The 13,922-nt window shown below is 64.7% G+C and carries 12 protein-coding genes; 5 read left to right on the forward strand and 7 right to left on the reverse strand.

Features of this window, described 5'->3' with window-relative positions; genetic code table 11:
• Positions 1-40 precede the first annotated feature (40 nt).
• Positions 41-493 (forward strand): hypothetical protein, encoded by a 453-nt coding sequence (locus AC56LG_RS04640; protein WP_497164941.1) that lies wholly within the window; start codon positions 41-43, stop codon positions 491-493.
• Between the two features lie 174 nt (positions 494-667).
• Here the strand turns inward: AC56LG_RS04640 and AC56LG_RS04645 are convergent, their stop codons facing one another.
• The 3 genes from AC56LG_RS04645 to AC56LG_RS04655 all read right to left on the reverse strand — a co-directional run bounded on the left by AC56LG_RS04645 (position 668) and on the right by AC56LG_RS04655 (position 3,558).
• Positions 668-1,132: a Smg family protein gene (locus AC56LG_RS04645; protein WP_136223162.1), complete on the reverse strand. Its 465-nt coding sequence runs from the start codon at positions 1,130-1,132 to the stop codon at positions 668-670.
• 184 nt (positions 1,133-1,316) lie between these two features.
• A complete protein-coding gene (dprA, locus tag AC56LG_RS04650; RefSeq protein WP_497164942.1) occupies positions 1,317-2,456 on the reverse strand; it encodes a DNA-processing protein DprA in 1,140 nt (379 codons plus the stop codon).
• A 7-nt stretch (positions 2,457-2,463) separates the two neighbouring features.
• Positions 2,464-3,558, reverse strand: coding sequence for a LysM peptidoglycan-binding domain-containing protein (locus tag AC56LG_RS04655; RefSeq protein WP_497164943.1), 1,095 nt, complete (start codon positions 3,556-3,558; stop codon positions 2,464-2,466).
• Positions 3,559-3,847: 289 nt separating this feature from the next.
• Between AC56LG_RS04655 and def the strand changes: the two genes are divergently transcribed.
• Both def and fmt read left to right on the forward strand, forming a co-directional pair.
• Positions 3,848-4,390, forward strand: a complete 543-nt coding sequence (gene def / locus AC56LG_RS04660) for a peptide deformylase (RefSeq protein WP_497164944.1) — start codon at positions 3,848-3,850, stop codon at positions 4,388-4,390.
• Positions 4,391-4,397: 7 nt separating this feature from the next.
• A complete protein-coding gene (gene fmt / locus AC56LG_RS04665) occupies positions 4,398-5,345 on the forward strand; it encodes a methionyl-tRNA formyltransferase (RefSeq protein WP_497164945.1) in 948 nt (315 codons plus the stop codon).
• 253 nt (positions 5,346-5,598) lie between these two features.
• Here fmt and AC56LG_RS04670 read toward each other — a convergent pair whose 3' ends face one another.
• Positions 5,599-5,829, reverse strand: coding sequence for a BrnA antitoxin family protein (locus AC56LG_RS04670; RefSeq protein WP_497164946.1), 231 nt, complete (start codon positions 5,827-5,829; stop codon positions 5,599-5,601).
• A gap of 261 nt (positions 5,830-6,090) precedes the next feature.
• Between AC56LG_RS04670 and metH the strand changes: the two genes are divergently transcribed.
• Positions 6,091-9,870: a methionine synthase gene (gene metH / locus AC56LG_RS04675; RefSeq protein WP_497164947.1), complete on the forward strand. Its 3,780-nt coding sequence runs from the start codon at positions 6,091-6,093 to the stop codon at positions 9,868-9,870.
• 40 nt (positions 9,871-9,910) lie between these two features.
• Here the strand turns inward: metH and AC56LG_RS04680 are convergent, their stop codons facing one another.
• On the reverse strand, positions 9,911-11,209 hold the full coding sequence (locus AC56LG_RS04680) for an ABC transporter permease (RefSeq protein ID WP_497164948.1): 1,299 nt from the start codon (positions 11,207-11,209) through the stop codon (positions 9,911-9,913).
• A 1-nt stretch (position 11,210) separates the two neighbouring features.
• Entirely contained in the window at positions 11,211-12,149 is a 939-nt protein-coding gene (locus AC56LG_RS04685; protein WP_497164949.1) for an ABC transporter ATP-binding protein, read from the reverse strand.
• Between the two features lie 102 nt (positions 12,150-12,251).
• On the opposite strand from AC56LG_RS04685, the gene AC56LG_RS04690 reads away from it, so the two are divergent.
• On the forward strand, positions 12,252-12,617 hold the full coding sequence (locus AC56LG_RS04690; RefSeq protein ID WP_497164950.1) for an SPW repeat protein: 366 nt from the start codon (positions 12,252-12,254) through the stop codon (positions 12,615-12,617).
• Positions 12,618-12,629: 12 nt separating this feature from the next.
• Here the strand turns inward: AC56LG_RS04690 and AC56LG_RS04695 are convergent, their stop codons facing one another.
• Positions 12,630-13,904: an EAL and HDOD domain-containing protein gene (locus tag AC56LG_RS04695; RefSeq protein WP_497164951.1), complete on the reverse strand. Its 1,275-nt coding sequence runs from the start codon at positions 13,902-13,904 to the stop codon at positions 12,630-12,632.
• Positions 13,905-13,922 lie beyond the last annotated feature (18 nt).

Consider the following 13,922-nt stretch of genomic DNA (forward strand, 5'->3'; position numbering starts at 1 on the left):
CCGTTGGCGCCCGCGCGCGCCGTTTTCGGGAGGATCGACCATGAGCGACAAACACAAAGGCATGGTGAACGAGCACGGGCGCAGTGTCCGCCGCGAAAAGATGGTGCCGGTGGCGGAAGGCAGCCAGCAAGGCCGGGCGCCGGGTGCAGGTCCAGGCAACCGCCAGTCGGGCGCAGGATCGGGCGCCGGCAACATGCAGGCTACCGGCGCCGGTACCCGCGGCGGACCGGGCACGCAGACCGGTGGACGCAGCGCGCGCCAGCAGGGACAGCGCATGCAGGCAGCGGCCGAGGCCGACCGGCTCGGGGCTTCGCAGCAATCAGGTGCCGGTGGACTCGAAGAGAAGCAGCATGCCGGCTCGAAAGAGTCTGCGTTGGCGCCACGTTCGCAACAGTCGGCCAACGCGGGCGCCGGTGGCCGCGGACATCCGGAACAGCCTGCTTCGGACTACGGTTCAGGGTCTGCAGGCACCGACCGCGATCCGCAGCGTTGAGTGATTCAGACCACCACTGCAGCCGGCCCTTGGGGACACTGGTTGCAGTGGGGTGGAAGTGAAACAGACTGTCTCACTTCGCCGGCCCGCATCAGGCAATAGTGCGAAAACAAAAACTGCCGCAGTGCGGCAGTTTTAACGTGGTCCTGGTCGCAGTGCGATCAGTTAAATTATTTAGTGCAATTGACGCGGAATTTGTTCGTCGTCCGAGCCGAACAGGTCGTCGAAAATCAGCGCGTCCGGTTCCTTGTTCTGGCTCCACATCATCATCAGCACAATGATCTTCAGCTTGCTCAGGGTGACCGGCGATTCGTCGACGGCGAGTGCACGCTCGATGACGATTTCGCGCTGCAAGGGCGTAAGCAGCTTGGCGCTTTCGAGGAACTGGATGAAGCCGATTGCAGCGCTGCCGAGCTCGTTATATTCCTCGTCCACGTAATACCGCGTGCCGGTGGAAGCGACCACGTCGGCCAGCTCCTCGCCGGCCATCTCGGTCAGACCGGTGAGCCAATCGATGGCCTCGCAGATCTCGAAGTCGTCGAAGCCGACGGCGGAGAGTTTGCGTGCCAGGGCAGCCGGCTCGGGGCAGGCTTCGGGACGGTAGTACGTCTCGTAGAGGTAGACTAGGATGTCGAACATAGTGACGCTACTGTAGCAGCTAAGCTCGTACAGGTACAAGCTTGCTGCGCGCGCGCACATACGGCGAACGAAATTCGTCGTTTTTCGGCCTTATCGGTTCATACAGGCTTGTCGGTAATTATCGATATGATGCCTCTTTTTAATATCGTATTCATGCTGCATTAAGCGCTGCATTACACGCGCATTAACCGAATACACGCTGCACTTTTCCGCCCGGTAAACGCTCGATCATCCCTGCCATTTCGAGTGCCAATAATCCCATGCTCAATTGACCAATATCGGCGCCGGTTAGTTCCAGCAGATCGTCGACAGCGCGCGGTTCGTGCCCGAGCCGCGCCAGCAAATCGGTACAGTCGGTCTCGGTCGGCAAGGCCTGCGCGGAAGTCATGGCTGCCGCCGGTGTGCACAGGCGCGGCGCCACCTGCATTGCCTCCAACACTTCACTGACCGTTTCCACCAGCCGCGCGCCATCGCGTATCAACTGGTGACAGCCCTTGGCCAGCGGCGCGTGGATCGAACCGGGCAAGGCGAACACTTCCCGCCCCTGTTCGGCGGCCATGCGCGCGGTAATCAGCGAGCCCGATTGCGCCGCCGCCTCGACCACCAGCACGCCACTCGACAAGCCACTGATGATGCGATTGCGACGCGGAAAATTGCCACTGGTGGGCGGTGTGCCGAGTGCGTATTCGCTGACGATGCAGCCTTCGCTGGCGATGCGCTGTGCCAGTGCGCGATTACGTGCGGGATAGAACAAGTCGGCGCCGGTGCCGACCACGGCGATCGTCGACCCGGCCCCACGCAAGGCGCCTTCGTGCGCGGCCGCATCGATGCCAAGTGCCAGGCCCGACACCACGCACACGCCCGCGTCCGACAGGGCCGTGGCAAAGGCGCCGGCATTCGTCTTGCCCTGCAGCGTGGCATTGCGGCTGCCGACGATCGCCAGCGCCGGCCGCGCGAGCAGGTCGATGCGTCCTCTTATATAGAGCAGCAAGGGTGGATCGGGGATGGTGGCGAGCGCTTGCGGATAGGCCGCGTCGCCCAGCGCCAGCACGTGGTGCGACGGCGTGCGCAGCCATGCGAGCGTGGTGTCGATCAGGGTGCGGGTCGCCGTGGAAAGCGGCGCGCATAATGCGCGCGCCAGCGCGGGGCCGACATGGGCGGCGAGTGCCGCATGGCCGGCCTGGAAGATGGCCTGCGGCGATCCGAAGGCGGCCAGCAGCAGGTGCGCGGTGCGCAACCCGACCCCGCGCGTACCTTCCAGGCGCAGCCAGTCGGTAAGGTGGCCAATGCGCCGGTCGGCAGAGATGGGGTCCGTGTCCTGCACGGTGGATTTACTCCGGTGATTTCGCCACGTCGCCGACTTCCACCGGCGCCGTCACTTGCATGATCAGGCCATAGGACACGCGCCCGAACACTCGGAAGATGAACAGGCTGCCATATTGTTCATCGGGAAGCTTCATCGTCGGGCGCCGCAATCCGAACCAGCCTTTCTGCCCTTCCGGATCGGCCACCGTCTTCCCGAAATGATAGAGCTGCAGCACCGCGCCGACATCGAGTCCGTCAATCGAACCACGGTTGACAGTGACGACCTGGCTCTGGCCGGCATAGGTCACGCCGGAATAAATCGACATCACGCGCGCATCGACGTTCACTGCCGGCGCATGCGGCACATAGTTGCGCACGGCCGGTGGCGGCGCCGGAATCAGGCGGTCGCCGACACCCATCTCGCTGACCGAGCTCGACACGACCATGGTGTGCACGTCGACGCCGGGCGTGGCCGCCTTGACCAGCTTGACGGTGCCGACATAGGTCGCTTCATGCGCCAGCACGGCGCCGGTCTGCGGATCTGTCAAGGCACCGCCCGGACGGAATACCTGGAACTCGGTCGCACCCGCCAGGTTGCCGCGCACATAGATGCGGTCGCCGCTACCGAGGTACAGGCGATTTTCTTCGGACGCGGCGATGCGCGGCGCGCCCGCGAGTGCATCCTTTTCCACCACGAGCGGCTGGGTCAGGTAAGGCTCGATCACGCCGGCCGGAATCGCATCGATGGCGCCGCGTTCGAGGCCTTCGCTGCGCACCTGCGGCGACAGCCGCAGCACTGGTGCATCGCTGCCGTCGCCGCTGCCGGGCTTCGTCAGCGACAGGCGGCCGCGCGCGCGGTCGAAGTAGACGATCTGGCCCGGGTAGATCCAGTGCGGGCTGCGGATTTCCTCGCGGTTCATGCCCCACACCTGGGGCCAGCACCAGGGGTGCGCGAGGAAGGCGCCGGAAATATCCCATAAGGTATCGCCCTTGACAACGCGATGCTGGTCCGGGGCATTTGGCTTGAAGCTGCATTCGGCGGCCTGGACCGGGCCAGCCACAACACACGCGACGAGCGCCGCGACTGCAGCGCGGGTCGCGACTGTGCTAAAATTTTTCATTGAAGACGTCCGTAAAATGCGGCATTGACATCGGAATTGCTGGCTGCCCTCCATCACCCCGGCCAGCCGCGGCGCAAAAAGACAGCGAAGAGTCAGCAGGCTTGTACCCGGGACCGCAACAGCGGCCAGGAAGAGTTGCCCAACTGAATCAAATTCTGCACACAAATCCTTGAACTAGCAAGACAAACCGCGTCCTGCCGGCAGGGCGATGTGTTGCATTCCTGCTCGTGCGCCCCGATATATGGACCGTCTGCCAAAAACCTTACATAACTACTATTGAACACCTGATATGGCCCTCCTGAAGATCCTGCGCTATCCCGACCCCCGCCTGCACAAGGTGGCGGTGCCAGTCACCGAATTTGGCGAGCGCCTGGCCACGCTGGCGGCCGACATGGCCGAGACCATGTACGACGCACCGGGCGTCGGCCTGGCCGCGACCCAGGTCGACGTGCACGAGCGCGTGGTCGTGATCGACACTTCCGAGACGCACGACGAGCTGCTCGTATTCGTCAACCCGGAAATCATCTGGGCCAGCGACGAAAAGCAGGTCTACGACGAAGGCTGCCTGTCGGTACCGGGCATTTACGACGGCGTCGAGCGTCCGGCCCGCGTAAAAGTGCGCGCTCAGGATGCCAAGGGCGAGACGTTCGAGCTCGACTGCGAAGGCTTGCTGGCGGTGTGCATCCAGCACGAGATGGACCACCTGATGGGCAAGGTCTTCGTCGAATATCTGTCGCCTTTGAAACGCAACCGCATTAAGGCCAAGCTGCAGAAGGAAGAGCGCGGCCTGGAGCGCGAAGCGGCCCTCAAGGCCGCCGGCCGCCGCTACTAAGGTGACGATGCGAGTCGTTTTTGCCGGCACGCCGGAGTTTGCCGCCTGCGCGCTGCGCGCCCTGGTCGATGCCGGCTTCACCATTCCGCTGGTGCTGACCCAGCCCGACCGCCCGGCCGGACGCGGCATGCAGCTGCAAGCATCAAGCGTGAAGCAGGTGGCGCTGGAGCACGGCATCGAGGTATTGCAGCCGTTGTCGCTGCGCACCGACAGCAAGGATCCGCAACGCGCGCTCGAAGCGCAGGCCGCGCATGCACGCCTGCTGGAGCTCGACTACGACGTGATGGTGGTGGCGGCCTATGGCCTGATCCTGCCGCGCAGCACGCTCGACATCGCGCCCTGCATCAACATCCACGGTTCCCTGCTGCCGCGCTGGCGCGGCGCCGCGCCGATCCACCGCGCGATCGAAAGCGGAGACAGCGAGACCGGCGTGACCATCATGGGCATGGAAGAAGGACTCGATACCGGCCCGATGATGCTGATCGAACGCGTGGCCATCGAGGACGCCGACACCACCGGCAGCCTGCACGACAAACTGGCCGCGCTCGGTGCGTCGATGATCGTCGACGCCCTGCGCCGCCTGGAACAGGGTACGCTGCCGGCCACGCCCCAGCCCGAGCAAGGCGTGACCTATGCGGCCAAGATCAGCAAGGACGAAGCGAAGCTCGATTTCGCCCTGCCCGCCGTCGACCTGTGGCGCAAGGTGCGTGCTTTTAATCCCTTCCCCGGTGCGCAAGGTACGGTGAACGGGACGGCGGTCAAGATCTGGGGTGCGGAGCTGGCTGAAGGTCATGGCCAGCCCGGGCAAGTGCTGGCGGCCGATGCCGGCGGCATCGTGGTGGCCTGCGGTACGGGCGCCCTGCGTTTGTTGCAATTGCAGAAGCCGGGCGGCAAGCGCCTGGCGGCGGGCGAGTTCCTGAAGAGTTTTCCGCTGCAGGGACTGACGTTCGAGTAATCGCGGCGTGGCGGCTGGGCGACGTAGGGTGGGCGGCTCCATCCGTTCGTGAACATTCACGCAGCTCGTGCGTCGCCCACGCGTTCAACCAGATGTAAATCCGTCGCAGCAGATCGTCCTGCCGTTGAACGCGTGGGCGGCAATACGGCTACAGCGGCGCACAGACCCAGGTAGAGCCGCCCACCCTACCGGTATGCGTTCGACGATAACACGGTCAACGAAAAACGCGCCCATCGGGCGCGCTATCAATTACTTAATTACCGTCCAGTTCCGCCGCGCGCTGGGCATCCATATGCTCGCGCAAGACCTGGTTGATGCGGGTCTGATATCCCGGGCCGGCACCTTTGAACCAGTCCAGCATGTCGACGTCCAGGCGGATCGTCACGATCTGCTTCGCGCCCGATGGCGCTGCTTTTGGCTCGGCTGCCGCGATGTGGCTGTGCAGCGAAGGCTGGTCCCAATCAGGTTCGTACTCTTTGTTCATGCTATCCATCCCGTGTTAAACCATGCCACGTTCTCGTGGCCAACCCATTTATTGTCACCGCTGTATGTATCCGTAAAATTGCGAAACGGCCGGGTTTTGTAACATTCTGTAACAAGTCGCTGCATAAACACATAACGATACAATCTGCGCCGGCCTTGTCCGCTCCGGGCGGGGAGACGCGGCATTGACGTATAATTTCAGACCGCCCCAATCGTGCTTGCGTTTTCCTTACGCACACTGCACGCCTCTAGAAAGCAACCGATGACTGCCCCGACCTCCTCCCCATCCCCGATCGAAACCCAGCTGCGCGCCATCCTGGCGAACCGCATCATGATCCTGGATGGCGCCATGGGCACCATCATCCAGCAATACAAACTCGATGAAGCCGCCTACCGCGGCGGACCTGTGGGCCGCTTCGCCGACTTTGCCGCGCCGCTTGACGCTGGCGCGCGCGAACTTTTCGTCAAGGGCAATAACGAACTGCTGACGCTGACCCAGCCGCAGATCATCCAGGAAATCCACGAGCGCTACCTTGCGGCCGGCGCCGACCTGATCGAAACGAATACCTTCGGCGCTACCAGCGTCGCCCAGGACGACTACCACATGGGCCACCTGGCCTACGAGATGAACGTCGAAGCGGCCAAACTGGCGCGCGCCGCTTGCGACAAGTACAGCAGCGCGGACAAGCCCCGTTTCGTCGCCGGCGCCCTCGGCCCGACCCCGAAGACCGCCTCGATCTCGCCGGACGTCAACGATCCGGCGGCGCGCAACGTCACCTTCGACCAGCTCGTTGCGAGCTACCACGAACAGGTCGCCGGCCTGGTCGAGGGCGGCGTCGACGTGCTGCTGGTCGAGACCATTTTCGATACCCTGAACTGCAAGGCGGCGCTGTTCGCGATCGACCTGTATTTCGATGAGCACCCGGACCAGGTACGCAAACCGATCATGATCTCGGGCACCGTCACCGACGCCTCGGGGCGCATCCTGTCGGGCCAGACCGTGCCCGCCTTCTGGAATTCGGTACGCCACGCGAAGCCGCTCACCATCGGCCTGAACTGCGCGCTGGGCGCGGCGCTGATGCGCCCCTACGCCGAAGAGCTGTCGCAGATCGCCGATACCTTCGTGTGCATCTACCCGAACGCCGGCCTGCCCAACCCGATGAGCGACACCGGCTTCGACGAGCTGCCGGCCGATACCTCGGCCCTGCTGCGCGAATTCGCCGACGCCGGTTTCGTCAACATCGCCGGCGGCTGCTGCGGCACCACGCCCGAACACATCGCGGCGATCTCCGAACTGCTCTCGACCGCCAAGCCGCGCGCCCTGCCGGAGATCCCGACCGCGCTGCGCCTGTCCGGCCTGGAGCCGTTCACGGTCGACGAGAGTTCGCTGTTCGTCAACGTCGGCGAGCGCACCAACGTCACCGGCTCCAAGGCATTCGCGCGCATGATCCTGAACGAGCAGTTCGACGAGGCATTGTCCGTCGCGCGCCAGCAGGTCGAGAACGGCGCCCAGGTCATCGACATCAACATGGACGAGGCGATGCTCGACTCGCAGGCGGCGATGACGCGCTTCCTGAACCTGATCGCCTCGGAACCCGACATCTCGCGCGTGCCGATCATGATCGACTCCTCCAAGTGGTCGGTGATCGAGGCCGGCCTGAAGTGCGTGCAGGGTAAAGCCATCGTCAATTCGATCTCGATGAAGGAAGGCGAGGAAGAGTTCCTGCGCCAGGCGCGCCTGTGCCGCCGCTACGGCGCCGCCGTGATCGTGATGGCCTTCGACGAGCAGGGCCAGGCCGACACCTTCGAGCGCAAGACCGAGATCTGTGGCCGCGCCTATAAAGTGCTGACCGAGCAGGTCGGCTTCCCGCCGGAAGACATCATCTTCGATCCGAACATTTTCGCGATCGCCACCGGCATCGAAGAGCACAACAACTACGCGGTCGACTTCATCAACGCCACGCGCTGGATCCGCGACAACCTGCCGCATGCGAAGGTGTCGGGTGGCGTCTCCAACGTCTCGTTCTCCTTCCGCGGCAACGACCCGGCACGCGAGGCGATCCACACCGTATTCCTGTACCACGCGATCCAGGCCGGCATGACGATGGGGATCGTGAATGCCGGCATGGTCGGCGTCTACGACGACCTGCCCGCTGAACTGCGCGAGCGCGTCGAAGACGTGGTGCTGAACCGCCGCGACGACGCGACCGAGCGCATGATCGAGATCGCCGGCTCCTTGAAAGCCGGCGGCGGCAAGCAGGAACAGAATCTGGAATGGCGTAACGGCCCTGTTGAAAAACGCCTGGCGCACGCGCTGGTACATGGCATCACGCAGTGGATCGTCGAAGACACCGAGGAAGCGCGCCAGGCCGTGGCCGCTGCCAATGGCCGCCCGATCCACGTGATCGAAGGCCCGCTGATGGATGGCATGAACATCGTCGGCGACCTGTTCGGACAGGGCAAGATGTTCCTGCCGCAGGTGGTGAAATCGGCGCGCGTCATGAAGCAGGCCGTGGCCCACCTGATTCCGTTCATCGAAGAAGAAAAGGCGCGCGAAGAACAACGCACCGGCATCGTCGCCAAACCGAAGGGCAAGATCGTCATCGCCACCGTGAAAGGCGACGTGCACGACATCGGCAAGAACATCGTCTCGGTGGTCCTGCAATGTAATAACTTCGAGATCGTGAACATGGGCGTGATGGTGCCCTGCTCCGACATCCTGGCCAAAGCCAAGGCGGAGAACGCGGACATCGTCGGCCTGTCGGGCCTGATCACGCCCTCGCTGGAAGAGATGGCGCATGTGGCGCGCGAGATGCAGCGCGACCCCTGGTTCCGCGAGCGCGGCATTCCGCTCCTGATCGGCGGCGCCACCACCAGCCGCGCCCACACGGCGGTGAAAATCGCGCCGCACTACGACGGCCCGGTGGTGTACGTGCCGGACGCTTCGCGCTCGGTTTCGGTCGGCCAGTCGCTGCTGACCGAGGAATCGCGCCACGCCTACATGGCCGAGATCAAGGCCGATTACGAGCGCATCCGCGAACAGCACGCCAACAAGAAGGCGCTGCCGATGCTGTCGCTGGCGGACGCGCGCGCCAACAAGGCCAAACTGGCATTCGCGCCGGTGAAACCGAAGTTCATCGGACGCCGCGTCTTTAAAAACGTGGAACTCGGCACGCTGGCGCGTTACATCGACTGGGGTCCGTTCTTTCAGACCTGGGACCTGGCCGGCCCCTTCCCCGCCATCCTGACCGACGAGGTGGTGGGCGAAGCGGCCTCGAAGGTGTACGAGGAAGGCCAGGCCATGCTCAAGAAAATCATCGACGGGCGCTGGCTGACGGCGAACGGTGCGATCGCCCTGCTGCCGGCCAACAGCGTGCACGACGACGACATCGAGATCTATACCGACGAGACGCGCGAGAAAGTGGCCTTTACCTGGCACGGCCTGCGCCAGCAGGGCGTGAAACCCGTGGTCGACGGCGTGCAGCGCCCGAACCAGTGCCTGTCCGACTTCATCGCACCGAAGGAATCCGGCGTGGCCGACTACATCGGCATGTTCGCCGTCACGGCGGGCCTCGGCATCGAAAAATACGAGCAGCGCTTCGAGGATGCGCACGACGACTATTCGTCGATCATGTTGAAAGCCCTGGCCGACCGCCTGGCCGAAGCCTTTGCCGAATACCTGCACGAGCGCGTGCGTACCGATTTGTGGGGCTATGCCGCAGGCGAGAACCTGAGCAACCCCCAGTTGATCGCCGAGGAATACGCCGGTATCCGTCCGGCGCCGGGCTACCCGGCCTGCCCCGAGCACACGGTCAAGAAGGAACTGTTCGAGACGCTGCAGGCCGAGGAGATCGGCATGCAGCTGACCGAATCCTACGCCATGTATCCGGGCGCGGCGGTGTCCGGCTTTTATCTTGCCCACCCCGACTCGAAGTATTTCGTGGTCGGCAAGATCGGCGATGACCAGGTAGTCGACATGGCCGCGCGCCGCGGGATGGACAAGGCCGAGGTGGAACGCCACCTGGCGCCGAATCTGTCGTAATCGTAGGGTGGACGGGAGACCCGTCCACCCTACGTCGACGCTACCCTTCCATCTTCCTGAACCGCCATACCGCCAGCGCCGCAAACAGCAGCGCAAACCCCAGCTGCGCGCCCATTGCCGGCAGCACGGCATGTAAATCCATCCCACGCCAGGTGATGGCATCGAAACCTTCCACCGCCCAGCGCGTCGGCATGGCCAGCGAGGCTTGCTGCAGCCAGGCCGGGAACATGAAGGACGGCACCCAGGCGCCGCCGATCATCACCATCAGCAGCGTGGCGAACATCGCCATCTTGCGCGCCACCTCGGGCGTCTTGCCGAAGGCGGCGATCAGCACGCCGAAGCTGGCCGTGACCAGCGCGAAGCACACGGCGACGCCGGCAAAGCCGGCCAGGCTCGAAATATGAACCTGGAACACGATGACCGAGAACAGGAAGATCACGCACAGGATGGCAAAGGCGATCAGGGCGCTCGATGCGGCGCGCGCCAGCAGCAGGGTCGAGAGCGCGACCGGCGCGGCCAGCAGGCGGTTCCAGACGCCGCTGTTGCGGGCGTGGAGCAGCGCCGTGCCCATCTCGATGCCCATGAAGAGCAGGAACTGCACGCCCATGCCGGCAAAGGCATGCGCGAACGGGTTGTAGCCCTGCGGCCCATCGGCCTTGCCGGCGGCGAGCGCTTCGTCGCGGGTGCTGAACGGCATCGTCAGTCCCGGCTTGGCGGCACCAGCTGCGCCGGCCTGGTCCGCCTTGGCCGGCAGCGCCTGGTACTTGACGACGCTTTCCAGCATGGTGCGCAGGGCCGCGGTCTCCGCATCCTGCGGCCGTGCTTCCAGTGCGCGCAGGTTGCGTTCGTTGAGTGCGCGTCCTTCGACGCCGTTGAACATCTGGTTCGACACCACCTGCATCACCTGCTGGGTCAGCATCCCCTTCACCATCGACAGCACGGCCGGCTGCGACGGGTCGTAGAGCAGGCCGATCTCCGGCTTGGAACCGGCGCCGAACAGCGCGTTGCCGGCCGCGTCGCCGAAGCCGGCGGGCAGCACGATCGCCGCCTTGCGCTTGCCGCTGCGGACCGCTGCGCGCGCCTCGTCGATGCTCATGCGCGCAACCGCCAGGCTCGCATCGGCCTGCAGGCCGGCCGCGATGTCGCTGGCAGCCTTGCTGGTATCGTTCAGCACCAGCGCGACCTCGATCGCGCTGCCCTGCTTTTCTCCGCCGCCGCCGAACAGGAAGCCGAAGAAGGAGGCGATGACGATCGGCAGCGCCAGGCTCATGAGGAGCGCGCGGCGGTCGTGCAGGAACAGGATCAGGTCCTTGCGGACCAGGGCAAGAAAGGCGGTCATGTCAGTCGCGCAGGCTGCGCCCGGTCAGGTGGAGGAAGATGTCTTCGAGGCGGGTACGGGCGGTGGCGAAGCCGACCGCCGCGCAGCCCGAGCGCTCCAGCCAGCCCATCACGGGCATGGCATCGGCCGCATGGGCCAGGCCGATCTCGAGTGTCAGGCCGTCGTGGCGCACTGCGGTCACACCCGCCATCGCGCGCAGGCCGTCGAGCATGGACGGCTCCGGCGCAGCGGCCAGTTCGACCTGCAGCGCGGCCTGCGAAGGCAGGCGCCGCTGCAACCCGAGCGGAGTGTCGTCGGCCAATACCTTGCCGCCGTCGATGACGACGATGTGATCGGCCAGGCGCTCGACTTCTTCCATGTAGTGGCTGGTGTAGACCAGCGCGCAGCCTTCGCCCTTCAAACGCTCGAGGATGTCGAAGATGGCGTTGCGGCTTTGCGGGTCGACGCCGACGGTGGGTTCGTCGAGCACCAGCAGTTCGGGCGCATGCATCAGCGCGGCGCCGATGTTCAGGCGCCGCTTCATCCCGCCCGAGAAGGTGGAGGGCCGGTCGCGCGCGCGGTCGCTCAGGTTCACCTGTTCGAGCACGCGCGTGGCGCGTTCGCGGCGGGTGGCGCGCGGCACGCCGTACAGGGCGCCGAACAGCATCAGGTTCTCGAACGCCGGCAAGTCCTCGTAGAGCGCCAGGTCTTGCGGCACCAGGCCGATGCGGCGCTTGGCCTCGTTCGCCCCTGGCCCTACCTCCTGGCCGCGCACGCGCACGCTGCCCGCGTCCGGCGCCAGCAGGCCGCAGAGCATGCCGACCGTGGTCGACTTGCCGGCCCCGTTCGGCCCGATCAGGCCGAGCGTCTGCCCGGCCCGCACCTGGAACGAGACGCCGTCGACGGCGCGCCGTGCGCCATACGATTTCGCCAGATTGGATGCTTCCAACAACACGTCCATGACACCTCCAAGTAGATTGGCGGCTAAGCCGCTTTGAACCTTGAAACTGTGGTGCTGTCTAAATCATGACGAAGAACTTTTCCCGTATTTCAGGAGCGAGCCATGGCAATGCATCTCTCGACCCGGCGCTGGCAGGACCAGGTCATCCTGCTGCTCGCCATCTGGCTGATCGTGTCGCCCTGGGCAATGGCTTACCCGAGCGATTCGCCGCCCGCCATCAATGCTTTCATCGCCGGCGGCATCATGGCGGTGCTGGCCATTTTCGACCTCTACAAAACCTTCGCCTGGGCCGTGTTCCTCAACATCATCGTCGGCGCCTGGGTCGTCTTTTCGCCCTGGCTGGTCGACGTCATGCACGACCGGGCCATGAGCGCCAGCATGCTCGTGGTCGGCCTGGCCACGGTCGCGCTCGGTATTTGGGAATTGCGTACCGATCCCGACCTGCACCAGCAGTGGGCCGGCGTTTAGTTATAAATTTAGTTACAACGCGCTGCGCACAACCTGGCCGCTCCACTCGAAGGCGGCCAGTTCCAGTTCCACCAGGTCGTCGCCGCCCTCGGCCAGTGCGCCCAGGGTCGGCAGCATGGCGTCGCCCTCTTCCATCTGTTCGAACGATTCGGCCAGGCGCAGCAAGTCGCCGAAGAAGCCGCTGCGGCGCAGCAGCGCGCCCGATACTTCGTCGCTCACCGGGATCTGCTCGACCAGGTCGGCCATCGGCACGCAGAACAGCGTATCCATCAGCGACATGATGCCCACCGTGAAGGCCATGTCGGCCAGGTGACGCTGGCCCGGGCGCAGGCGTGCGGCCAGCAGTTCCATCAGGCGTGCACGGGTACTGGCCAGCATCAGCAGCGGCGTTTGCGTATGGCCGCGGTTGCCCGGCTCCGCATACAGCATGATCTGCAGCCAGCGCTGCAGCTGGCGGCGTCCTACCACGATCAGCGCTTGCGCCAGTGAATCGATGCGCTGGCGCAGGCCGGCGGCCGGTGTGTTCACCATGCGCAGCAGGTTCAGCGACAGGGTCACGTCGCGCTTGATCGCGCGTTCGATCTCGCTGTTGTCGGTGTCCGACGTCACCAGGTTCATCAGGTCGACGATGGCCAGTTGCGAGGGCGAGAGTTTTCGGCCCGCGATGACCGACGGGCGCGCGAAATAAAAGCCCTGGAAGTAGTCGAAGCCGAGGTCGAGGCAGGTTTTGTATTCGGTCTGACTCTCCACCTTTTCGGCGACCAGGCGTTTACCGGTCCCACGCAGGCGCGGCACCAGCGACAGCATCGTCACCAGCGGCATCGCGCGCAGGTTGACCTTCACGTAGTCGAGCAGCGGCAGCAGGCGCCCCAGGCGGCTGCCGTGGGCGCTGGCCTCGGCGGCGAACTTGAAACCGTGGCCCGAGAGTTCGGCCAGGCGCCACAGCACCGGTTCCGTCGCCTCCACCGAACCCACGAGTTCGAGCACAGTGTGCTCGCGCGGCAGGAAGGCGAAGATATCGCTCATCAGCACTTCGGTATCGACGTTCAGGAAAGCGACGGCGTCGCCCACCGCGCGCGGCAAGCCGAGCTGGACCGTATGGGCCAGTACGGCGGCCGTGGCCGCCATGTCCGAATCGATCTCGGCGCTGTTGTCCGCCGTGTGCCGGAACAGCAGTTCGTAACCGAACAGGGCCTGGTTGCGGTCCAGCATCGGCTGGCGCGCCAGATAGAAATTACGCAGTTGCAAAGGCTGGGATGGCTGGTCGAGGCTGGCGGTATCGGTCATCGCGGTCGCGGAGTCGGA

The organism is Telluria sp. ZB2R32 (genome assembly GCF_059685715.1).

Bases quoted from the DNA above. Each gene is read 5' to 3' on its own strand.
- AC56LG_RS04640 (WP_497164941.1), top strand. From the start codon at position 41: ATGAGCGACAAACACAAAGGCATGGTGAACGAGCACGGGCGCAGTGTC.
- AC56LG_RS04645 (WP_136223162.1), bottom strand. From the start codon at position 1,132: ATGTTCGACATCCTAGTCTACCTCTACGAGACGTACTACCGTCCCGAA.
- AC56LG_RS04655 (WP_497164943.1), bottom strand. From the start codon at position 3,558: ATGAAAAATTTTAGCACAGTCGCGACCCGCGCTGCAGTCGCGGCGCTC.
- def (WP_497164944.1), top strand. From the start codon at position 3,848: ATGGCCCTCCTGAAGATCCTGCGCTATCCCGACCCCCGCCTGCACAAG.
- fmt (WP_497164945.1), top strand. From the start codon at position 4,398: ATGCGAGTCGTTTTTGCCGGCACGCCGGAGTTTGCCGCCTGCGCGCTG.
- AC56LG_RS04670 (WP_497164946.1), bottom strand. From the start codon at position 5,829: ATGAACAAAGAGTACGAACCTGATTGGGACCAGCCTTCGCTGCACAGC.
- metH (WP_497164947.1), top strand. From the start codon at position 6,091: ATGACTGCCCCGACCTCCTCCCCATCCCCGATCGAAACCCAGCTGCGC.
- AC56LG_RS04680 (WP_497164948.1), bottom strand. From the start codon at position 11,209: ATGACCGCCTTTCTTGCCCTGGTCCGCAAGGACCTGATCCTGTTCCTG.
- AC56LG_RS04685 (WP_497164949.1), bottom strand. From the start codon at position 12,149: ATGGACGTGTTGTTGGAAGCATCCAATCTGGCGAAATCGTATGGCGCA.
- AC56LG_RS04690 (WP_497164950.1), top strand. From the start codon at position 12,252: ATGGCAATGCATCTCTCGACCCGGCGCTGGCAGGACCAGGTCATCCTG.
- AC56LG_RS04695 (WP_497164951.1), bottom strand. From the start codon at position 13,904: ATGACCGATACCGCCAGCCTCGACCAGCCATCCCAGCCTTTGCAACTG.